This window comes from Isoptericola sp. b515, from assembly GCF_030588125.1.
GTDB classification, from domain to species: domain Bacteria; phylum Actinomycetota; class Actinomycetes; order Actinomycetales; family Cellulomonadaceae; genus Isoptericola; species Isoptericola sediminis.
In genome coordinates this window covers 817,550-839,318 of the sequence record NZ_JAUQYR010000001.1, presented here as the reverse complement: position 1 = coordinate 839,318, position 21,769 = coordinate 817,550, and the positions used below count along the sequence as shown (strand labels likewise).

At 74.6% G+C, this 21,769-nt stretch carries 19 protein-coding genes and 1 pseudogene; 8 read left to right on the top strand and 12 right to left on the bottom strand.

Features of this window, described 5'->3' with window-relative positions; genetic code table 11:
• Positions 1-105 precede the first annotated feature (105 nt).
• Positions 106-1,740, top strand: a pseudogene (locus Q6350_RS15345) (hypothetical protein); the annotation flags it as partial.
• On the top strand, positions 1,741-2,616 hold the full coding sequence (locus Q6350_RS15340; RefSeq protein WP_370375364.1) for a prolyl oligopeptidase family serine peptidase: 876 nt from the start codon (positions 1,741-1,743) through the stop codon (positions 2,614-2,616).
• Positions 2,617-2,623: 7 nt separating this feature from the next.
• Here the strand turns inward: Q6350_RS15340 and Q6350_RS03765 are convergent, their stop codons facing one another.
• The 3 genes from Q6350_RS03765 to Q6350_RS03755 form a co-directional block, all read right to left on the bottom strand.
• A complete protein-coding gene (locus tag Q6350_RS03765) occupies positions 2,624-3,877 on the bottom strand; it encodes a glycoside hydrolase family 3 N-terminal domain-containing protein (RefSeq protein ID WP_305065313.1) in 1,254 nt (417 codons plus the stop codon).
• The gene (locus Q6350_RS03760) at positions 3,874-4,323 is read right to left on the bottom strand and encodes an SRPBCC family protein (protein WP_305065312.1); all 450 of its coding nucleotides are present in this window, start codon (positions 4,321-4,323) and stop codon (positions 3,874-3,876) included. Before Q6350_RS03760 ends, Q6350_RS03765 begins: the two co-directional genes overlap by 4 nt.
• 113 nt (positions 4,324-4,436) lie before the next feature.
• On the bottom strand, positions 4,437-5,645 hold the full coding sequence (locus Q6350_RS03755; RefSeq protein WP_304602890.1) for a low specificity L-threonine aldolase: 1,209 nt from the start codon (positions 5,643-5,645) through the stop codon (positions 4,437-4,439).
• Positions 5,646-5,882: 237 nt separating this feature from the next.
• On the opposite strand from Q6350_RS03755, the gene Q6350_RS03750 reads away from it, so the two are divergent.
• The 4 genes from Q6350_RS03750 (at position 5,883) to Q6350_RS03735 (ending at position 11,486) form a co-directional block, all read left to right on the top strand.
• The gene (locus tag Q6350_RS03750; protein WP_305065310.1) at positions 5,883-6,905 is read left to right on the top strand and encodes a 3-oxoacyl-ACP synthase III; all 1,023 of its coding nucleotides are present in this window, start codon (positions 5,883-5,885) and stop codon (positions 6,903-6,905) included.
• Positions 6,902-9,631, top strand: coding sequence for an alpha/beta fold hydrolase (locus Q6350_RS03745; RefSeq protein ID WP_305065308.1), 2,730 nt, complete (start codon positions 6,902-6,904; stop codon positions 9,629-9,631). Before Q6350_RS03750 ends, Q6350_RS03745 begins: the two co-directional genes overlap by 4 nt.
• Complete coding sequence (locus Q6350_RS03740; protein ID WP_305065306.1) at positions 9,628-10,629, top strand: NAD(P)-dependent oxidoreductase; 1,002 nt, start codon at positions 9,628-9,630, stop codon at positions 10,627-10,629. Before Q6350_RS03745 ends, Q6350_RS03740 begins: the two co-directional genes overlap by 4 nt.
• A 359-nt stretch (positions 10,630-10,988) precedes the next feature.
• Entirely contained in the window at positions 10,989-11,486 is a 498-nt protein-coding gene (locus Q6350_RS03735; protein WP_369810791.1) for a GNAT family N-acetyltransferase, read from the top strand.
• Between the two features lie 53 nt (positions 11,487-11,539).
• On the opposite strand, the gene Q6350_RS03730 is transcribed toward Q6350_RS03735, so the two are convergent.
• From Q6350_RS03730 to Q6350_RS03695, 8 genes are all read right to left on the bottom strand, one after another.
• Entirely contained in the window at positions 11,540-12,628 is a 1,089-nt protein-coding gene (locus Q6350_RS03730) for a ScyD/ScyE family protein (RefSeq protein ID WP_304606504.1), read from the bottom strand.
• 224 nt (positions 12,629-12,852) lie between these two features.
• The gene (locus Q6350_RS03725) at positions 12,853-13,344 is read right to left on the bottom strand and encodes a hypothetical protein (protein WP_305065303.1); all 492 of its coding nucleotides are present in this window, start codon (positions 13,342-13,344) and stop codon (positions 12,853-12,855) included.
• A gap of 87 nt (positions 13,345-13,431) precedes the next feature.
• A complete protein-coding gene (locus tag Q6350_RS03720; RefSeq protein ID WP_305065301.1) occupies positions 13,432-14,226 on the bottom strand; it encodes a class I SAM-dependent methyltransferase in 795 nt (264 codons plus the stop codon).
• An 83-nt stretch (positions 14,227-14,309) separates the two neighbouring features.
• A complete protein-coding gene (locus Q6350_RS03715) occupies positions 14,310-14,945 on the bottom strand; it encodes a maleylpyruvate isomerase family mycothiol-dependent enzyme (protein WP_305065299.1) in 636 nt (211 codons plus the stop codon).
• Positions 14,946-15,126: 181 nt separating this feature from the next.
• On the bottom strand, positions 15,127-15,546 hold the full coding sequence (locus Q6350_RS03710) for an Hsp20/alpha crystallin family protein (RefSeq protein ID WP_305065296.1): 420 nt from the start codon (positions 15,544-15,546) through the stop codon (positions 15,127-15,129).
• Between the two features lie 97 nt (positions 15,547-15,643).
• Positions 15,644-16,036, bottom strand: a complete 393-nt coding sequence (locus Q6350_RS03705) for a YchJ family protein (protein ID WP_304602881.1) — start codon at positions 16,034-16,036, stop codon at positions 15,644-15,646.
• Positions 16,037-16,056: 20 nt separating this feature from the next.
• On the bottom strand, positions 16,057-16,716 hold the full coding sequence (locus Q6350_RS03700) for a response regulator transcription factor (RefSeq protein ID WP_304602880.1): 660 nt from the start codon (positions 16,714-16,716) through the stop codon (positions 16,057-16,059).
• A 35-nt stretch (positions 16,717-16,751) separates the two neighbouring features.
• Positions 16,752-18,221 carry a sensor histidine kinase gene (locus Q6350_RS03695; RefSeq protein WP_305065293.1) on the bottom strand — a complete coding sequence of 490 codons (1,470 nt, stop codon included), beginning with the start codon at positions 18,219-18,221 and terminating at the stop codon, positions 16,752-16,754.
• 173 nt (positions 18,222-18,394) lie between these two features.
• On the opposite strand from Q6350_RS03695, the gene Q6350_RS03690 reads away from it, so the two are divergent.
• Positions 18,395-19,144: a DUF4352 domain-containing protein gene (locus Q6350_RS03690; protein ID WP_305065291.1), complete on the top strand. Its 750-nt coding sequence runs from the start codon at positions 18,395-18,397 to the stop codon at positions 19,142-19,144.
• Positions 19,145-19,178: 34 nt separating this feature from the next.
• On the opposite strand, the gene Q6350_RS03685 is transcribed toward Q6350_RS03690, so the two are convergent.
• A complete protein-coding gene (locus tag Q6350_RS03685; protein WP_305065289.1) occupies positions 19,179-19,853 on the bottom strand; it encodes a PepSY domain-containing protein in 675 nt (224 codons plus the stop codon).
• A gap of 132 nt (positions 19,854-19,985) precedes the next feature.
• On the opposite strand from Q6350_RS03685, the gene Q6350_RS03680 reads away from it, so the two are divergent.
• Positions 19,986-21,656 carry a nuclease-related domain-containing DEAD/DEAH box helicase gene (locus Q6350_RS03680; RefSeq protein WP_305065288.1) on the top strand — a complete coding sequence of 557 codons (1,671 nt, stop codon included), beginning with the start codon at positions 19,986-19,988 and terminating at the stop codon, positions 21,654-21,656.
• Positions 21,657-21,769: the final 113 nt, after the last annotated feature.

The window sequence follows — 21,769 nt, the reverse complement described above, 5'->3', positions numbered from 1 at the left end:
CGGTGGGTCAGGGTCGTGCGCCCGGGTCCACCCGGGACTGCGCTGCACCCCTCGACAGCCATGCAGTGACGCTGAAGGCCCTGTTGACGATCTCGTGGTGCGAGCGTGCCGGGCAGTGTAGCCGCGTGGTGTGACCTGGATGACACTTGTAGGTCACACCGGGGCCTCCGAGACGCCCGTGGAGGCGGGCAGAACCGCCACGACGGGCCGATTCGGCCTCGGGGAGCAGAAAAACTGTTGCCGAGACGTGATCAACCGTGTGCGGCGTGCCGACCACCGTGGCCAAGCGATGCTGACGGGCCCTGCGCCCGTCACGGCGTCCGCGGCGCGTACCGGCGAGAGTCCGCACGGGGGACACGGCGGCCGGACCCGTACGCTGGCCGGGTGCACGACGACGCCGCCACCGCAGGCCTGCCCGAGCCCGGCACCCCGCCGGCCGCCGACCGCCGACCCACCACCCGGAGCCACCACGGCCACTCCTTCGTCGACGACTACGAGTGGTTGCGCGCCAAGGAGGACCCCGAGGTGCTCGCGCACCTGGAGGCCGAGAACTCCTGGACCCAGGACCAGCTCGCCGGGCTGCGGCCGTTGCGCGAGCGCATCGTCGGCGAGATCAAGGACCGCACGCTCGAGACCGACCTGTCGGTCCCGACCCGCCTGGGCGGGCACTGGTACTACGTGCGCTTCACCGAGGGCGAGCAGTACCCGGTGCACGCGCGCGTGCCGGTGACCGACCCCGAGGACTGGACGCCGCCGGTCCTCGAGCCCGGGCAGGTGCCCGCCGGCGAGCAGGTGCTGCTCGACCAGAACGAGGCGGCGGCCGGGCACGACTTCTTCTCGCTCGGGTCGTTCGCGGTGGCCCCGCGGGGCGACCGGCTCGTCCACGCGGTCGACACCACCGGCGACGAGCGCTACACGCTGCGGGTGCGAGACCTGAGCACCGGGACGGACCTGCCGGACGAGATCGACGGGACGTTCCCGGGAGCCGTCATCACCCCCGACGGGCGGTACGTGTTCTACCCGACCGTCGACGACGCGTGGCGGCCGTGCACGATCTGGCGGCACGAGGTCGGCACCCCGGTGGCCGACGACGTCCGGGTCTTCCACGAGCCGGACGAGCGGTTCTGGGTGGGGGTCGGGCTGTCCCGCTCCCAGCAGTACCTGCAGATCGAGCTCGGCTCGAAGATGACCGGCGAGTGCTGGCTGCTCGAGACCGACGACCCGACCGGCGCGTTCCGGCCCGTCTGGCGGCGGCGCGAGGGCGTCGAGTACACGGTCGAGCACGCCGTCCTGCCCGGCCGGGGCGACGCCCTGCTGGTGCTGCACAACGACGGGGCGCAGAACTTCGAGCTGGCGGTCACGGACGTGCCGCCGCGCCACGACGACGGGCACGACGACGGGCACGACGACGGCGGGGCCGATGGCCTGGACCCGGCGGACGCGACCGTCGTCGTGGCCCACGACCCCGGGGTCCGTCTGGAGTCGGTGGACGCGTTCGCCGACCACGTCGTGCTGGGCGTGCGCCGGGACGCGACCCCGCGGGTCGCCGTCGTCACGCTGGCGACCCTCGCGCCGGACGCCCCGTGGACGCCCCGCGAGCTGGACTTCCCCGAGGCCCTCTTCTCCGCCGCGCCGGGCGAGACGCCCGAGTTCGCAGCGCCGCTGGTCCGGGTGGAGTACACGTCGTTCGTCACGCCGGCCACGGTCCTCGACGTCGACCTGGCCACCGGGGAGCGCCTCGTGCGCCGCCAGCAGCCGGTGCTGGGCGGCTACGAGCCCACCGACTACGCGCAGCAGCGCGCGTGGGCGACCGCCGAGGACGGCACCCGTGTCCCGATCTCGCTGGTGTGGAAGCGGGACGCCGTGACGCTGGACTCCGCCGGGACCGGTGCGGACCCGGCGCCGCTGCTGCTGTACGGCTACGGCGCCTACGAGATCAGCGTCGACCCGTTCTTCTCGGTGCCGCGGCTGTCGCTGCTGGACCGGGGCGTCGTCTTCGCCGTGGCCCACGTCCGCGGCGGCGGCGAGCTGGGGCGTGCCTGGTACGAGGGCGGGCGGCTGGAGCACAAGCGCAACACGTTCACCGACTTCGTCGCCTGCGCCCGCCACCTGGTCGACGCCGGGTGGACGAGCCCGGAGCGCATGGTGGCCGACGGCGGCAGCGCCGGCGGGCTGCTCATGGGCGCGGTGACGAACCTGGCGCCGGAGCTGTTCGCCGGCGTGCTGGCGGGCGTGCCGTTCGTCGACGCGCTGACCTCGATCCTGGACCCGTCGCTGCCGCTGACGGTGGTCGAGTGGGAGGAGTGGGGCAACCCGCTGGCCGACCCCGAGGTCTACGCCTACATGCGCTCGTACAGCCCGTACGAGAACGTGCCCGACGACGCCTCCCACTACCCGCGCATCCTCGCGGTGACGTCGCTGCACGACACCCGCGTGCTGTACGTCGAGCCCGCGAAGTGGGTCGCCCGGCTGCGGGCCGCCGGCGCCCCGGCGCTGCTGAAGATCGAGATGTCCGCCGGCCACGGCGGCGTCTCGGGCCGCTACGCGCGCTGGGAGGAGATCGCCTTCGAGCACGCCTGGACGCTGGACGTCCTGGGCCTGGCCGACGAGGACTGAGCGCGCGTCAGTCCGGCAGGTCGGCCTTGGCGGCGAGCACCCGCTCGACGGCGGTGTCCACCTGCGCCGCGACCTCCTCGTCCGCGCGGGCCCGCTCCACCAGGGCGTCGGCCATCGCGGGCACGACGGAGGGGTCGGCGGAGGCCAGCACGAGGTCGACGCCGGCCTCGACGGCGGCGACGGCCCGATCGGCCGGGGCCACGTCGTCCACGGCGGCCGCCGCGGACACGTCGTCGGTGATGATGACGCCGTCGAACGCGAGGTCGTCGCGCAGGATCGCCACGACGGCGGGGGAGAACGTGGCCTGCTGGTCCGGGTCGATCCGTGTGTAGACCGCGTTGGACAGCATGACGAACCGTGCCCCCGCGTCGATCCCGGCGGCGAACACCTCGACGTCCTTCGACCCGGCGGTGATGGTGTCGTCCACGACGGACGCGGTGGTGTCGGTGTTCTCGGTGACCCGGCCCAGCCCCGGGAAGTGCTTGATCACCGGCTCGACCCCGGCCGTCTGCATGCCGGCCGAGAAGGCCGTGGCCCCGTCGACCACGGACCGGGCCGTGTTGCCGTAGTTGCGCGAGAAGTAGCCGATGGGGGCGTTCGCCTGCTGGTTGCCGGCCGGGACGAGGTCCATCACCGGCGCCAGGTTGAGGTCGACCCCCGCGTCGGCGAGCTCGGTGCCCCAGCGGGTCGCGAGGCGTTCCAGCCGTGCGCGCGGCCAGGTCGCCTGCCGGGTGGCCGCCGGGATCTCGGAGAACCCGGCCCCGCGGAGCACCTGGACCGCGCCGCCCTCCTGGTCGGTCGCCATCAGCATCGGCGGGGCCGACGACGGCGCGAGCGTCCGGTAGGCGTCGACGAGCTCGCGGGTCGCGGCGAGCCCCGCCTCGCTGCGACCGTGCAGGAACACGTTGCCGACGTGGTGGTCGACGACGGCGGTCCGCGTGGGGGCGTGCACGCCCCCCTCGGCGACGGGCGCGCCGACCACGAGCAGCTGACCGACCTTCTCCTCCAGCGACATCCCGGCCAGGGGGTCGTCGGCGTCGGCCGTGCCCTCCGCCGCGGCACCGGGCGTGCTCGACGCCGACGGCGTGGGCGACGGGCTCGGTCGGGGGCTCGCGGACGGCGTGCCGGACGGCGTCGGCCCCGCGCTCGACTCCCAGGGGCCCGCGCTGGGGGTGGGGGTCGTGCCGGGCGTGGTGCAGGCGGCCAGGGCGAGCACGGCCGTCGTCAGGACGGCCGTCGTCCACCGGGAGGTGGGGGTCATGACCCCGCTGTCGGGGCGGTGTCGCGGTGGGCGAGGGTCGCCAGCGCCTGGCACCAGTGCTGCTCGGACCGGGCGGCGTGCTCCGCCGTGTCGATGTTCGCCTGGACCACCTCGACGCGGGTGCCGCCGTCGTCGGGCTCCAGCGTGATGCGGATCTCGTGGTAGCTCTCGGGCACGTCCGGCCGCTCGCCGAGCGGGGAGAAGTGGGTGAAGTGCAGCAGCCGGGGGTGCTCGACGGCGATGATCCGGCCCTTGTCGGTGAACTGGCGGCCGAAGAAGTGCCCCTCGAAGGTGACGGGGCTGCCCGGGCGGAAGTCGGTCTCGATGTTGGCGCCCAGCATCCAGCGCGCGCCGGGGTGCATCAGCTCGGCCCAGACCCGCTCGGGGGGTTCGGCGATGTGCGTGGACGCGGTGGCGGTGTGTCCGGTGGTGCCCCCGTCGGTCATGACGCCTCCTCGGCCTGGTGTGCGGTCCGGACCGCACCGTCGCGACCCGTCGGCACGACGTTAACCCCGGTCGGTGCCGGAGGCCGAATCGACCCGAGGCGCACCGTCCCGGGTCAGGACAGCTCGGCGGCGACGGCCGCGACGAAGGTGTCGACCGCGTCGGCCGGCGTGTCCCACGAGCACATCCACCGCACCTCGACGCGGTCCGGGGTCTCGCCGGCCGCCCAGTCGTAGAACCGGCTCCGCTCGCGCAGCCGGTCGGCCGCCTCGCGCGGCAGCGTGGCGAAGACGGCGTTCGCCTCGACCGGCCGGGTCACCCGGATCCCCTGGGGCACCACGAGCTCGTCCGGTTCGGTCCCGGCCGGTCCCGGCGTCACGTCGAGCACGTCGGCGGCCCCGAGCCCGTCCCGGAGGCGCCGGGCCATCGCGTTGGCGTGCGCCGCGTTGCGGTGCCACAGCGGTGCTGCCGACCCGTCCGCGGCGTCGACCGGCTCGCCGGGTTCGCCGAGCAGGGCCAGGAGCTGGGCGGAGACGTAGCGGGTCTTGGAGACGAGCTGCATCGTGGCCTTGCGCAGGTAGGGCACCGCGTCGACCGCGGCGCGGCGCCGGGCCGCGCCGTCGTACCCGGACCCGGGCACCTGCGGGGCGTCCTCGGGAGCGAGGACGACGACGGCCTCCCCGATCATGCCGCCGTTCTTGGCGGCGCCGAACGAGAGCACGTCCACCCCGAGGTCACGGGTCAGGGCGCCCAACGAGCAGCCGAGGGAAGCGGCGGCGTTGGCGAGCCGGGAGCCGTCCACGTGCACGGCCATGCCGAGCCCGTGGGCCGCCTCGACGAGGGCGCGCGTGGCGTCGACGGAGTAGACGGTGCCGAGCTCGGTCGACTGCGTCAGCGTCAGCACGCCGGGGTGGGCGCGGTGCACGTCGTGACGCTGCCCGGCCCAGCGGGCGACGTCGTCGGGCGTGATCCGTCCGTCCGTGGACGGGCACGGGAGGATCTTCAGCCCGCCCACGCGTTCGGGGGCGCCGTTCTCGTCGGTGTTGGCGTGCGCGAGGTCGGAGGCGACGACGCCGCCCCACCGCTCGGACAGCGCCATGAGGGAGACGACGTTCGCGCCGGTCCCGTTGGTCAGCGGGAACGCGAGCGCCCCGGGGCCGAACACCTCGGCGGTGCGCTCGTCGAGTCGCGCGGTCCACGGGTCGTCGCCGTACGCGACGCTGAACCCGTCGTTGGCCGCGGCGACGGCGGCCAGCACGTCCGGGTGGGTGCCGGCGTAGTTGTCGGAGGCGAACGGCGGGAGGGCGGCGGGTGTCTCGGGCACCCGACCAGACTACGGGTGGCCGGGGAGGCCGCCGCCGTACCGACTCGCCCCGGTCTGGGGCGTTTCGTCCGGCGGTGGTGTGCGACACAGCGGCCGGGCGGAACGGCGGGCGCCGCCCGACCGTCCTACTCTCAACAACGGGTGTCCTGCGGGACGCCCCGGCCGACCGTCACGCGCCGGTCCGGTGACTTGTCGTCGTTCCGGCGTCGCGCGGGCGTCCGGATGCTTGGAGCTCGTGTGACTGGAAACGCCACCACCCGGTTCGCCGACGTCGCGCTGCTGTCCGTGACGCGGCGGCTGCCGTCCCTCGTCACGACGTCGTCCGCGATCCAGGAACGCCTGGCGCCCGCCCTGAAGCGTCTGCGGCTGCCGAGCAACCTGCTCGAGCGGGTCGCCGGAGTCGAGGAGCGGCGCAACTGGGCTCCCGGGGAGGACGCGGACTCCGCCACCGTCGCGGCGGGGCGGGAGGCCCTCGAGCTGGCCGGGGTCGAACCCGACGAGGTCGGCCTGCTCATCAACACCTCGGTGACCCGCAAGCACCTGGAGCCGTCGGTGGCCGTGGGGCTGCACCACGGCCTCGGGCTGCCGAGCTCGGCGGTGAACTTCGACGTCGCCAACGCCTGCCTCGGGTTCATCAACGGCATGTCGCTCGCCGCGGGCATGATCGAGTCGGGTCAGATCCGGTACGCCGTGATCGTCAACGGCGAGGACGCCGACGACATCCAGCGCACGACCGTCGACCGGCTGCTCACCCAGGACCGCGGCCGGGAGGGCTTCATGGAGGAGTTCGCCTCCCTGACGCTGGGGTCCGGGGCGGCCGCCGCGGTGCTCGGCCCGGCCGACGCCCATCCCGAGGGGCACCGGGTCCTCGGCGGGGTGACCCGTGCCGCCACCCAGCACCACCGCCTGTGCATCGGCAGCCCGGAGGGCATGTTCACCGACGCCGAGGGGCTGCTCGAGGGCGGTCTGGAGCTCGTCGTCGACGCCTGGAAGGACGCCATCCCCGAGTGGGACTGGGAGTCAATGGACCGCTACGTCACCCACCAGGTCTCCCGGGTGCACACCCGCGCCATCGTCGAGGCCGTCGGCCTGGACCGCGCGCGGGTCCCCACCACCTATCCCACCCTCGGCAACGTGGGACCCGCCTCGGTGCCGATCACGCTCGCCCAGGAGGCGGAGACCCTCGGCGCCGGCGACCGGGTGCTGCTCATGGGGGTCGGCTCCGGCATCAACACCGCGATGCTGGAGCTGGCCTGGTGACGCCGCATCCCGCGAGCACCGTCCCGCCGGGGCTGCCCGGCCTCGCCCGGTTCAGCCACGTCCGCGGCGACTGGCACTACCTGGACAACGGCGCCGAGCTGTCCGCGCACGGCATCCGGCCGGTCGGCACCGTGCTGGCCGTGCACGGCAACCCCACCTGGTCCTACCTGTGGCGCGACCTCCTGGAGGCGGCCACCGACCGGGCGATCGAGGCGGCCGCGGCGGTCGGGGAGTACCCGGACGGCGTGCAGGGCGCCTGGCGCGTCGTAGCCGTCGACCAGCTCGAGATGGGGCTGTCCGCCCGCACCGGCCGACGCCGCACCCTGGCCGACCGTGTCGCCGACCTGTCGGCCCTCACCGCCGAGCTGGACCTGGAGGGTCCGGTCGTGACCTTGGGGCACGACTGGGGCGGCGTCGTCTCCCTCGGCTGGGCGGTCGACCACCCCGACCGGCTCGCCGGCGTCGTGCTGCTGAACACCGCCGTGCACCAGCCCGACGACGCCGCGATCCCCGCGCCGCTGCGCCTCGCGCTGGCCCGGGGCGTCCACCGGTGGGGCACCCGGACCACCCGGGCGTTCCTGGAGACGACGCTCGGCCTGGCCCGCCCCCGGCTGGCCCACGACGTCGCGGGCGCCTACCGGCTGCCCTACCGCGCTGCCGACGACCGGGCCGGCATCGAGCAGTTCGTCGCCGACATCCCCGCCTCGCCGGAGCACGTCAGCCGCCCCGAGCTGGACCGCATCGCCGACGGCGTGCGCCGGCTCGACGTCCCGGCCCTGCTGCTGTGGGGGGCGCGGGACCCGGTGTTCTCCGACCGCTACCTCGACGACCTCGTCCACCGGCTGCCGCAGGCGAGCGTGCACCGGTTCGAGGACGCCGGGCACCTGATCGCCGAGGACGTCGACTACGCGCCGGTCGTCCTGCGTTGGTTGGGATCGGCGGTGTCGGGGGACGACCCGCGCGCGGACGCGTTCAGGGGCCCTGGGGGGCCCTCCACTTCGGGGGTGACGCCCACGCGCGCGTCGTCCCCCGACACCGCGTCGGCTTCGGGTTCGACCGCCGCCGACGTTCCAGCGTTCCGGCCGATGTGGGCCGGGCTGGACGGGCGCGCCGCGGACCCGGCGTCGCGCACCGAGCCGGCGGTCCTCGACCTGACGACCACCGGTGCGGGTCGCCGCGTGAGCTGGCAGGCGCTCGACCGGCAGGTGCGGCGCATCGCCGCCGGGCTGCACGAGATCGGGGTGCGCCGCGGCGACCGCGTCTCCCTGCTGGTCCGGCCCGGGCCCACCCTCACGGCCCTGGTGTACGCGTGCCTGCGCATCGGTGCCGTGGTCGTCGTGGCCGACGCCGGGCTGGGTGTGCGCGGGCTGACCCGGGCCCAGCGCGGCGCCTGGCCGCAGTACCTCGTCGGTGAGACGACGGCGCTCGCGGCCGCTCGCACGATGGGCTGGCCGGGGGTACGGATCGCCGTCGACCCCCTGGACCCGGTGCGGCGCCGCGTGCTCGGGGTGGAGCACGAGCTGATCGACGTCGCCCGCACCGGCGAGGGCGTGGATCTGCCGCCCGAGCCCGGGCCGGACGACGACGCGGCGGTGCTGTTCACCTCCGGCTCCACGGGGCCCGCCAAGGGGGTGCTGTACACGCACCGTCGGCTGTCCGCGCTGCGCGACGCCCTGGCCACGCACTTCGCCGTCGGCCCCGAGACCGGGCTGGTCACGGGGTTCGCGCCCTTCGCGCTGCTCGGCCCGGCGCTCGGGACGCGGTCGGTGACACCGGACATGGACGTCTCCGCCCCGCGCACGCTCACCGCCCGCGCGGTCGCCGACGCCGTGAAGGCCGCCGACGCCCGGATGGTGTTCCTGTCCCCGGCGGCGATCCTGCACGTCGTCGACACCGCGGACCGGCTCACCGCCGTGGACCGGGAGGCGCTCGGCCGCGTGCAGACGTTCCTGTCCACCGGCGCGCCGATCAGCGCCGAGCTGCTGGAGGCCGCCCGGTCGCTCATGCCGGCCGCCGAGGCGCACACCCCCTACGGGATGACCGAGTGCCTGCTGGTCACCGACATCACCCTCGACGGCATCCGCGAGGTCTCCGGCGCCCCGGACGCGGGCGTGTGCGTGGGGCGGCCCGTCGGGGCCGGCCGGGTGCTGGTCAGCGCCCTGGACGACGACGGCGCGGCCACCGGCACGCCGTCGGACGCGCCGGGCGTGCTGGGCGAGGTGCTGGTCAGCGCCCCGCACCTCAAGGAGCGCTACGACCGGCGCTGGCTCACCGACGTCGCCGCCGAGCGGGACACCCCCACGGGGCACTGGCACCGCACCGGCGACGTCGGCCACCTGGACGCTACCGGGCGGCTGTGGATCGAGGGGCGGCTCGTGCACGTGCTGACGACGCCGGCCGGACCGTTGGCGCCGGTCGGCCCGGAGCAGGCGGTCGAGCGGGCCGACGGCGTCCGGCGGGCGGCGGTCGTCGGCGTCGGGCCGACCGGGGTGCAGCAGGCCGTGGCCGTCGTCGAACCGGTCCCCGGAGCAGGGTCGGCCCGACCCGGGCGGGCCCCGGGACGGCTGGACGCCGCGGTGCGCGCGGTGTCGTCGGTCCCCCTGGCGGCGGTGCTGCTGGCGCCGGAGATGCCCACGGACGTGCGGCACAACTCCAAGATCGACCGCGCCCGGCTCGCGGACTGGGCGGCCGGGATCCTGGCGGGCGGCCGGGTGACCCTGCCGTGACGGTGCTGGTCACCGGCGCGTCCGGGCTGCTGGGGTCGGCGGTGGCGCGCGCCCTGGTCGCCCGGGGCGTGACGGTGCGCACCCTGCAGCGTCGCCCGTCCGGCGTGCCGGGCGCCGAGGACGTGGCCGGGTCCGTGACCGACCGGGCGGCCGTGGCCGCCGCCGTGGACGGGGTCGACGCCGTCGTGCACCTGGCCGCGAAGGTCTCGCTGGCCGGGGACCCCGCCGAGTTCACCGCGGTGAACGTCGAGGGCACGCGCACGCTGCTGGACGCCGCCGAGCGGGCGGGTGTGCAGCGGTTCGTGCAGGTGTCCTCGCCGTCGGTGGCGCACACCGGGACGTCGCTGGTCGGCGTGGGTGCCGGGCCGGCCGACCCGGACCGGGCTCGCGGGGAGTACGCGCGGACCAAGGCCGCCTCCGAGCTGCTGGCCCTGGGACGGGACCGGGCGGGTGCCGGCCGCGGGCTGCGTGTCGTGGCGGTCCGGCCGCACATCGTGTGGGGCCCGGGCGACACCCAGCTCGTGGAGCGGGTCATCGACCGGGCGTCGTCGGGGCGCCTCCCGCTGCTCGGGCACGGGGCGGCGCTCATCGACACCACCTACCTGGACAACGCCGCCGACGGGATCGTCGCGGCCCTGGACCGGCTGGCGGACCAGCCGTCCGCGGTGCACGGCCGCGCCTACGTGATCACCAACGGCGAGCCGCGTCCCGTGGCGGACCTGCTCACCGGCATCTGCCGGGCCGCCGGGGTGGAGCCGCCGCGGTGGCGGGTGTCGGCCGGGCTGGCCCGGGCCGCGGGCGGCGCGGTCGAGGCCGTGTGGCGGGTGCGTCCGGGCGACGACGAGCCGCCGATGACGCGCTTCCTCGCCGAGCAGCTGTCCACCGCGCACTGGTTCGACCAGCGCGCCACGTGGGCCGACCTGCGATGGCGTCCCGCCGTCAGCCTCGACGAGGGGATGCGCCGGCTGGCCGCCCACTACGGCGGCACGGCGCGCTGAAAGCTACCGCTGCTGTCCACAGGGCGGGCCGTCGCCGAGCTGTCGCCGAGCCCTCGCCGTCGGGTCGACGATGTCTTGCCACGGGGTGTCAGCACGCACGGAACGGCGTCACCACGGCGTGAAGCGATCACGGATGGCGTGAATTTCACGCCATCCGTGATCGCATCACGTTCAGCGGGCGCGAATCCGGCTTCGCCGACACCCCGCGATTCGCAACCGCCCTCGGCCCGCACACGTCGCTGTCCCGGCACTCACGCATCGTGCCCGGGGCGCTCACACCTCGCGGTCCGTGCCCTGAGCACCTGCGGAAAAACGCCGTGCACCCCGTGGCCGACGCCCGTCAGACTGACCCTGTGCCGATGATCCTGCGCCCACCCCGCCCCGACGACGAAGCCGCCCTGCGCCGGATGCACGCGCAGATGGCCGCCGAGCACTTCGACGTGCTGCTGGCCGAGGGCACGTGGGACGAGATCCTCGCGCAGGTCGCGCGCGAGGCCGATGGCACCGACCTGCCCCCGGACCGCGTGCGCGCGGACTTCCTCGTCGCCGAGGTCGACGGGGTGCTGGTCGGCCGCGTCTCGATCCGGCACTCCCTGACCCCGTTCCTGCACGACCTCGGGGGGCACGTCGGCTACGGCGTGGCCCCGGAGCACCGCCGCCGTGGGTACGCCACCGAGATGCTCCGGCTCTCCGTCGAGCGGCTGGCCGGTCTCGGGGTCGAGGAGGTGCTGGTGACCTGCGACGACGACAACCTCGGGTCGGCGAAGGTCATCGAGGCGTGCGGCGGCGTCCTCGAGGACGTCCGCCCCGTCCCGTACGGCGTGCCGAAGCGGCGCTACTGGATCACCGCCCGCTGACGCGCCTGTCCCGGGTGCCCGGCCGGTGACGGGCCGGGCACCCGGGACGACGTTCACTGCAGGCCGGGCGTGAAGGTGTACTTCACGAGCTGCCCGTCGGGCGGGACCCCGTCGCCCGGCAGCACGTTGACCGTCGCGAGCAGGCCGTGCTGGGTGACGTCCACGTCGCCCGGCAGCGGGACCGTGTCCAGGGCCGACCTCGTGCCGTCCCGCTCGACCATGGTGATCTGCCCGCCGAACATCTCGGCGACGTACACCGTGCCCTGGCCGTCCACCGAGACACCGGTCGCCCCGAAGAAGCCGGAGGCGACCAGCGCGACGGCGCCGGTGCGCGGGTTGACCGTGACGACGGCGCCGCGAGCGCCCAGCGAGTCGTCCTCCGGACCGCCCGGCAGCAGGGACACGTACAGCACCCCTCGCGGGCCGAACTCGACGTCCGTCGGGACCGGCTCGAACCAGTAGGTCTCGCCGACGAAGCAGTCCGGCAGGCCCTGCGCCTCGACGATCTCCTCGGTCAGGGTCGTCGGCATCGGCGGGAGCACCGCCACCGTGCGGATGTCCCCCTGGCGGCTGATCCCCAGGATCGCGTTCGCCCCGGCGTCGGCCAGGTAGGTCGTGGCTCCCCGGGTCGTCGTCGAGTACGGGTGCGAGTCCACGATCCCCGTGTACCGGCCCGGGAAGTCGGGCGGCAGCAGCGCGACGCAGTCTTCCGGCGTGTCGCGGAAACCGTAGACCACCCCGCCGTCGGGGTTCTCGGACTCCTCGTAGGCGCCGACGTCGGCGAGCACCTTCGGGTCCCCGGCCGGACCGCCCTTGCTGTTGAGCCGCTGCGTCATGACCGTCTGTGTCTCACCGGTCTGGGTGAACGTGACCGTGCGGTTGCGGTAGCTGACACCACCGACCTCCGCGCCGCCGGAGCTGTAGAGGTCCATCGTGCTGCCGTCCTGTTCGACGGCGGTGAGCAGGCCGACGAAGTTCTGGCTGACGAACGTGGTGCCGTGCGGGCCGGCGGCGAGGCTGAGCGGGGTGATCAGACCGTCGGCGATCGTGTCCGACGGCACGTGGCTGTCCGCGAGCGCCGGGCTCGCGGTGAGGACGAGCGCGGCCACGGCGGCCGCGCTCACGGAGAGAACGCGCTTCATGGTGGGCTCCTGGGAGGCAGGACGACGAGGTCGCGGCCGGGTGGCGCGACGGGGGCGCTCGCCGCGGTGCCCACCGCGCGTGCGTCGGTGCGGCCCGGGGGCCGGGGACAAAGGCGTCGCCGCGTCGACCGTGACGCGGGCTTCTCCGGCCCACTGTGCGCCCGCCTCCGGACGCTCGCCACGGCTCCCCCGGGTGAAGTTGCCGCTCGGCTCCCGGGTCGGGACTACTCGCCGTCGGCCGGGATCGCGCCCTTGCCGCTGGGGCAGTTCAGGTGCGGGACCTCGAAGGTGACGGGATAGATGACGAGGTCTCCGCTCGTGGCGACGAAGAACGAGGCCGTGGTGGCCTTGGTGTTCTTCTCGCCGGAGACGACGCGCATCGCGGCGGACCCTCCGAGCGTGCCGGCGGGGATGAACCCGGAGTCGCTCAGGCCCCAGACCTCCAGGGTCGGGAAGAAGTCGAACATGTTGACGCCCTCGTCGGTGGCGTCGAACCGCACCGCCACGGTGGCGTCGCCGTCGGGCGAGCAGGACGCCGACAGCGTCGCCGTGTTCCCCGGTGCCCACGTGGAGGAGGCCTGGTAGGTGCCGTCGGCCTGGAAGACGCCGTCGGACTCGGTGACGACGACGCCGTCGGCGTGCGCCGGGAGGGCCGTCAGCCCGAGGGCGACGAGGCAGCTGGCGGTGACGGCGACGAGGCGTCGGTGGATCGACATGAGGGTTCCTCTCGGGGGCGGGACGCGACGGAACCCACTCTTTGCCGGGTTCCGAGCACTCGCCGACGGGAGCGGGGTGAAATCGACTCAGGCTCGCTGGGCCTGCACGAACACCACGGAGTCGCCGAGCAGGGGCATGCGCTCCACGGCACAGGCGTCCCGGAGACCTGCCTCGGTGAGGAGCTTCTCGATGCCGCCGTCGGCGTTGTCCGCGTCGTAGGCGGTGCTGCCGGGCCCGTGGCCGGGCTGGTGCTCGGCACCGCCGTGACCCTGGTGACCGCGGCCGTGGCGGTGGCCGCGCCCGGTGCGGTGGGCGTGCGCGCCGTCGCCGTGCTGCGCGTCCGCAGTCCCGCCGTCGTCCCCGTGACCGGCGGCGTGGTCGCCGGCGAAGTCCGCGATCGTCACCCGCCCGCCGCGCCGCAGGACGCGCAGGATCTCGGCGGCGAGCCGCCGCTTCTCCTCGAGCGGCACATGGTGCAGCGCGAGGGAGGAGACGACGTGGTCCTGGCTGGCATCCGGCACGGGGAGGCGGTGCGCGAACCCGCGGATCAGGGTGACCTCGCCGGAGTCGCCGCGGCGCAGCTTGCGGGCCGCGCGGCGCAGGGCGTCGCCGTCGGGGTCCAGGCCGGTCACGACGGCGTCGGGCGCGGCGCGCAGCACCTCGCGGCTGAGGTTGCCGGTGCCGCAGCCGACGTCGAGCACGTGGGCGTCGTCGACCACGCCGGCGATCTCGACGGTGCGCCGGTACATCCGGTGCACGCCCCGGACCCGGGCGACGAGGTCGTACCAGGGCAGGAGCCAGCGCTGGGGCAGGCCGGGCAGGTAGTCGTGGTCGGCCTCCTCCGGGCGGACGTCGTCGCGTCGGTGGACGGGGCGGGGCATCGGACCTCCAGTCGGTGGGCGGGTCCATGGTGCCTGCTCCGGCGCCCGGGGACATCCGGAGGCTCGACGAGGGGCGGCGTCGCCTACCCGATGCGCGCGGTGAGCGTCGGGGCGCCCGCGCCGGACAGCTCGCCGACATCCACCGGTCGACCCGAGGCCGCCATGAGCAGCGCGATGGCGCTGCCGCGGACGGCGGCGCCCTCGCCGAGGTGGTGGTCGGTATCCACCGGGCGCAGGCACAGCCCGGCGACACGTTCCCGGCCGCCGCCGAACGTCGCGCCGGTGCGGGTCATGTACTCCAGAGCCGTCGCCACGTGCTCCGGGGGATAGGCGGCCTCGATCCCGAGGGGGCGTCGGACGTCCTCGCCGTGCACGTACGCCTCGACCAGTCGGGTGGCCAGGGGGCCGGGCGGCGTGCTGGTCAGGTCGATGACGGCGCGGAAGGCCTCCAGGGTCTGCCGCGGGTCGGCAGCCCGGTGCCGCTCGATCCCGGCCTCGTTGGCGCGGTCGAAGTCGCCGCGGGCGGCGAACATCTGACGCACGAACCCCCAGCGGGTCGTCGACGCCGAGTCGACGAGGTGCGCCAGCACGTCGTGCACCGTCCAGCCGGGGCACAGCGACGGCACGTCCCACTGGTCCGCGGAGATCTGCGCGAGGTCGTCGGCGAGCCGGCGCCGTTCCTCGTGCACGGCCGTCCAGAGGGTGTTGCGGTCGCTCATGCCCTGCTCCTTCGGTCGGGTCGGCCACAGGCGTGGGGATGCCTGTGCGGGTCCGACCGGGACGGCTCCGCGAACTCATCGGTGCAGGCCGCGGCCCGCTCGCCGCGGACATGACGACGGCGCCCGACCGGGTGGTCGGGCGCCGTCATCAGGTTGCGTCGCCCCGGTGCGGGGCGGGCGGTCAGGCCGCGGTGGTGACCTCGATGCGTCGCGGCGTCGTGCCGGCGAAGACGCCGGCCACGGTCACCGCAAGCACACCGGCGTCGTAGGACGCGGTGACCGCGTCGGCCTCGACGGCCTTCGGCAGCGTGACGACGCGGCGGAAGGCGCCGAAGCGCACCTCCGAGACGCGACGGCCCTCGGACTCCTCGCCGCGCTGGTCCTTGCGCTCGCCGTGGACGACGAGCTTGCGGCCCTCGATCTCGACGGTGACGTCCTCGGCCGGGTCGATCCCGGGCAGGTCGAGGCGGGCGACGAGGTCCTCACCGTCGCGGTAGACGTCCGCGGCGGGCTTGGCGTCCGGCGTGGTGGCCGGGCGGGTGGTCCGCAGGTCGCCGAACAGGGCGTCGGTCAGCGGGGTGCGGGTCAGGGTGACAGTCATCAGGGGGCTCCTCTCGTGGGTGGTTCCGAGAGGTACAACTTGAGTCACCCCGACTCAATTTCCGGGTTCGCCGTGGGCGGACGACGGACGGGACGCGTCAGGGCCGGACGTCGCCGTCCACGTACCGCCACGCCCCGTCCTCGCGCACGAACCGGCTGAGCTCGTGCAGCCGGCCGCGGGTGCCGTCGTCGTCGCGGAACATGGCGACGAACTCGACCGTGCCGGCGTCGTCGAACGGCCCGCCGGCGTCCGTGGCGAGGATGTCGAGGCGGCGCCAGCGGCGCCCCGGGACGAGGTCGAGCTCCGCCGGGCGGGTGCTCGGGTGCCAGGTCGCGCCCAGGTAGGCGGTGTCCTCGACGGCGAACGCGCTGTAGCGCGAGCGCATCAGGGCCTCGGCGGTCGGTGCGGGGCGTTCGCCGCGGTGCAGCGGGCCGCAGCACTCGCCGTAGGGCAGGCCGGACAGGCAGGGGCAGCGGGTCGCGTCGTCCACGGGTCCATGGTGGCGCACGGTCAGGCAGCGCGGTCCACGAGCAGCGCCAGCCGCACGCGGTTGACCCCCAGCTTCTGGCACGCGTTGCCGAGGTGGGTCTTGACCGTCGCGGCGCCGAGATAGAGGCGGCCGGCGATCTCGGCGTTGGTCAGTCCCTCCGCGACGCCGTGGGCGATCTCCCGCTCGCGGTCGGTGAGCCGGGCGAGGGCCGCGCGGGCCTCCTCCCGGCCGCGCGCCGTCGGGGTCGCCGCCACCTGGTCCATCACGACCCGTGCCGCGCGCGGGGAGAGGGCACCCTCCCCGGCGGCGACGGCCTCGACGGCGGCGACCAGCTCGTCGGGGCCGGAGTCCTTGGCGAGGAACCCCGCGGCACCGGCGTGCACGGCGTCCAGGATGGCCGACTCGGTGTCGAACGACGTCATCGCGACGACGCCGGGCGGATCGGGCAGGGCCGCGACGGCGGCGGTGGCGCGGACGCCGTCCGTCCGGGCCATGCGCAGGTCCATCAGCACCACGTCGGGGTGGTGGGCCTGGACGCCAGTGACGACCTCGTCACCGTCCGCGGCCTCGGCGACGACGTCCAGTCCCCGCGCGGTCAGGATCTGCCGGAGGAACTGCCGCACCATCGTGTCGTCGTCGACGACCATCACCCGTGTCACGAGGGCGACGTTACTGCTCACCTGCGACAGCGGTCGTCGGTCGGCAGCGCTCGCGGTCAGTGGGCAGTGGCGGGCGACCAGGGCAGGTGCGCCCGTACGAGGAACGACCCGTCGTCCTGGCGGCCGGCGTCGAAGGTGCCCCCGAGCGCCTCGCACCGCTCGCGCATCCCGCGCAGCCCGGACCCGCCGCCCGGCACCTGGGTGTCGCCGGCCGTGGTCGGGTTGCGCACGGTGACGTCGACGCCGTCACCCGGCCGGGCCCGGACGTTGACCGCGACCCGTGTGCCGGGCGCGTGCTTCGCCGCGTTGGTCAGCGACTCCTGCACCACGCGGTAGACGCTGCGGGTCAGGGTCGGCGGTGCGGCGTCGCCGTCGCTCACGAACACCGTGGCGACCAGGTCCACCCCGCGCGAGCCCGCCCCGTCGAGCAGGTCCGCCAGGTCGTTCAGCGTCCAGTCGCGTCCGGCGTAGTCCTCGGCGCCCTCGCGCAGCGAGGTGATGAGCGTGCGCATCTCCTCCAGCGCCCGGTGGGCCGAGCTCCGCATCGACCGGGCGGCGTCCCCTGTCTGGGCGTCGCCCGAGGACACCTCGAGGGCGGAGGCCTGCAGCGACATGAGCGAGAGCTGGTGGGCGACCGTGTCGTGCATCTCGCGGGCGATGAGGTCGCGCTCTTCCTGGCGGGAGAGCTCGGTGCGCAACGACTCCGACTGCTGCTCCAGGGTGTCGGCGCGCCGGGACTCGGCGGTCGCCGCCGAACGGGCGGCGTCCGCGTCGGCGTCGGCCCGGGTGGCGACGCGGCGCAGCATCCCGACGCCGACGGCGAGCCCGAGGGCGAGCACTCCCAGGATCACGTAGCCGAGCGGGGTCATGTACGCGACGGCGCCGCCGGCGTCCGGGGCCGTGGAGAAGATGACGTTCTCGCCCTCGCGCGAGCCGTCACGCCAGAACGCCGAGACCAGCGCGAGCGCCGTCGCCCCGGTGCAGATCAGGCTGCGCCGCAGGTCGGTGCGTGCCACCACCCACGGCAGCGCGAGCAGCGGGGCCACCGCGCCGAGCGGGCTCACGATCCCGACCGCGGCGGTGGCGAGGCAGACCGCGACCGGATACGTGGCTCTCCACCACACGGCCGCCGCCACGCCGGACGCGACGACGATCCACAGGAGGAACAGGGCGCTCTGCGTGGTCGTGGCCACGGCGGGTGAGTCCATGGCCGCACCGGTCACGGCGCAGAACCAGGTGACGGTGACGGCGCCGATCGAACCCCAGGTGCTCCAGGGCCGACGACGGCGTCCGGGCTGCCAGGGGGCGGCGACCGTCGTCGGGTACGGGGCGACGGCGTACGGACCGTGCTGCTGGTACGGGTGCGGCGCGACGCCGGGGTACGAGGTCGGGGAGGGCGGCACGGGGTACGGGCCGGGAGGCGCGGCGGCGTACGCGGTGCCGGGGTCCCTGGAGCCGTGTTCGCCGAAGGACCCGGAGGCCGGCCCGTGGGGCGGTTCGGCGGGACTCGACGACGGCGGGTACATGCTCGGCAGCGTACGGCCCGCCACCGACGCCGGGTATCACCCGATCGGGTCGGCCGGGAGGCCCGAGGGTCCCCCGATCGGGTCGCCGGGTCCGACCGCCCGGGGGATCCGTGCGGGGACCGTCCGGACCGAGGATCGATCTCGTTCGATCACCGCCCGACCAAGGAGCGATCATGTCCGACCAGCAGCAGCACCCCGAGTGGTCCCCGCAGCCCGCGCAGCAGCCTGTCCCTCCGCAGCAGTCCCCCGCGCAGCCCGGGGCGGAGGCGCCCCGGAAGAGCTGGTTCGCCCGTCACAAGGTCCTGACGGGCCTCGGCGTGCTGGTCGGCCTCGCGATCGTCGGCAGTGCCGTCAGCGGCGGTGGCGAGGAGGATCCGGCGGTTGCCGGCACGACGGCCGAGGTTTCCTCCGAGGACAGCGGCACCCAGGAGGACGCTCCCGCGGAGGACCAGGAGACGACGGACGGTGTCGACGACGCCGCGGGCGACGAGTCGGGTGCCGAGGAGCAGGCCGGCGCGGACGCGAAGCCGGCGGGGATCGGGGACCCGGTCCGGGACGGCAAGTTCGAGTTCACGGTGACCGAGCTCGAGCGCGGCGTCGAGAAGATCGGCAACGAGTACCTGAACACCGAGGCGCAGGGGAAGTTCGTGCTCGTCCACATGTCGGTGGAGAACATCGGCGACGAGGCGCAGTACTTCGACGGCAGCTCGCAGAAGCTCGTCGACACCGAGGGCCGCACCCACTCGGCGGACTCCGAGGCGGCGATCTACCTCGACGACTCGAACAGCTTCCTCAACGAGATCAACCCCGGCAACACCGTGGACGGCATCGTCGTCTTCGACATGCCGAAGGACGCCAAGCCCGCGACGTTGGAGCTCCACGACTCGGCCTTCTCCGGTGGTGTCGAGGTCTCGGTGAAGTGACGCCGGCCGTGGTGGCCACTGGCGATGACGGCCCTCAGTCGTCGCGCCAGACGGCGCCGGTGGCGACGTCGACGCGGTACTCCACGTCGTCGTCCCCGAGGCGCACGGTCACCTTCCACAGAGCGGTGCTGTCGTCCTCCTCGAGCTCGGCCTCGTCCAGCACGCCGCCGGACGCCTCGACGACGCGCACGATCGCCTGGCTGAGGCTGACCCGTGCGCTGCCGAGGGCCGCGCGGTCGTCGTCGTCGAGATCGTCGCGCTTCGTGTCCGTCGGAGCGACGCCGGTGGTGTCCGCCTCCGCCTTCACCTTCAGCCGATCGTCGCCCTGGGCGAGCTCCAGCTTCCACTCCGCGCCGTCCCCGTTGCCCTCGACCGCGAAGGCGCCCGCTCCGAAGCTCGTCTCCATCGCGGCGATCGTCTGCAGAGCGCGCTCGGTACGGGGGTCGAACGTCGGACGGTCGGGCTCCGTGGGCGTGGGGGTGCCCGACGGCGTCGAGGACGGTTCCGCTGACGGCTCGGGCGACGGGGTGCTCGGTGTGGGGGAGGCCGCCGACGTGGTCGGTGGGGATGCCGCGGGTGCGGCGTCGTCCGGTGCGGGTGCCTGTACGGAGGAGCAGGCCGCGAGGGCGAGAGCGGCCATGACGGCGACCGCGGTGGCGGGTACCGGCCGTCGGGCTGCCGGGGTGCGGGGCGCAGGGCTGGGCGGCATGCGGGCCATTGTGGCGAAGACTCGCCGGAGCGGGACAGGACCAGTGCACGGAGAGGGTGAAATCAGGTGACTCGGCGAACCAGTCCTTGGCCGGTGCGTGACCGGGGGCGTCCCGTCGGGTACGAAAGGGACATGCCGCGCACCTACCCCCCGACACCCGACTTCCCGGACGACGGCGGCGCGGAACGGGCGGTCTGGGAGGCGCTCCGCGAGCAGCTCCCGGACGAGGCCGTCGTCTGCCACGGGGCGCACCTGCAGGAGGGCGACCAGGAGTACGAGATCGACCTGCTCGTCGCCTGGCCCGGTGTCGGGGTCGCGGCGATCGAGGTCAAGGGCGGGCACATCGAGCGTGCCGACGGCGCCTGGTACCAGGGCAGCGGGCCGGCACGGCACCGCATCGACCCGGTCGCGCAGGTCCAGGGCTCCCGGCACGCGCTGCAGGCGCTGCTGCACGAGCGGGGCGAGCTCGCGTCGAGGTCGCGCACGGCGCACCTCGTGGCGTTCCCGCACCGGTACGTCTCCGGCGGGTGGGACTCCCTCGACCTGCCTCGGGACATGCTGATCGGGCGGGACGACCTGGAGCGGTCCGGTGGGGTCGCCGAGCACGTCAAGCACGCCGTCGAGCGCCACGGGCAGGGCTACGAGCCCCTGGACCACGCGGCGGTGGACGGCCTGGTCGACGTCATCGCGGGCGGGTTCCCCAGCCAGTCGGAGCACCTGACCCGTGCCCTGGAGCACGAGACACGGCTGGAACAGATGACCCGCGACCAGGTGCGCATCCTCGACGCGCTGTCGCAGGTGCGGCGCATGCGCGTGCTCGGCGGCGCGGGCTCCGGCAAGACCTACCTGGCGCTGGAGCAGGCCCGACGGCGGACCCGCGCGGGCGAGCGGGTGGCGCTGCTCTGCTACTCGCGCGGCCTGGGGCGGTACTTCCAGCGGATCACCGCGACGTGGCCGCGTCGCGAGCGGCCTGCGTACGTCGGGCTGTTCCACGACCTGCCCGTGTCCTGGGGCGCCGCCGGCGGGCGCGACGACGACCCGGACTACTGGGAGCGGCACCTGCCGCTCGAGCTGGGGCGGCTCGCCGGCGAGCGCGCGCCGGAGGAGCTGTTCGACGCCGTCGTCGTCGACGAGGCGCAGGACTTCGGCGACCTGTGGTGGCCCTCGCTGCTGCGGTGCCTGCGGGACGCCGAGTGCGGCGGCGTGTACGCGTTCCTCGACGACGCGCAGCGGCTGTTCCCCCGCGACGGGCAGGTGCCGCTGGAGCTCACGCCCGTGACGCTGGACGAGAACCTGCGGTCCACGAAGCAGATCGCGCAGGTCTTCGGATCGCTGTCCCCGGCCGTCGTGAAGCCGCGCGGGCTCGACGGGCCCCCGGTGCGGCTCGTCGACGTGCCGGCCGACGAGGCGCTGGACGCTGCCGACGACGCCGTCGAGGCGCTGCTCGACGAGGGGTGGGATCCCGGTGACGTCGTGCTGCTCGCGACGGGGCGGCGTCATCCCGAGCAGGTCAACGAGGTGGAGCTCGGCGGGCACGCCGCCTACTGGGACGCGTTCTTCGCGCAGCAGGACGTGTTCTACGGGCACGTGCTCGGCTTCAAGGGGCTCGAGCGGCCCGTGGTCGTGCTGGCGGTCAACGGCATCCGCGACGTCGAGCGGGCTCGCAAGATGCTCTACACCGGGCTGTCACGGGCGCGGACGCTGCTCGTCGTCGTCGGGGACCGGTCGTGGATCGAGGAGGTCGGCGGGGAGGCCGTGCGCAAGCGGCTGGAGAAGGCGGAGGCGTGGCGACCGGCGGTGTGACAACCCGTCATTCGTCAGTTGCCGGGTGAAATTATGCGACACCTCCTTGGTCTTGATTGGCGGATTTCTGGGAGATCCGCGACCCGCGAAGAGGCTTTTCGAGAGTGGTCGTT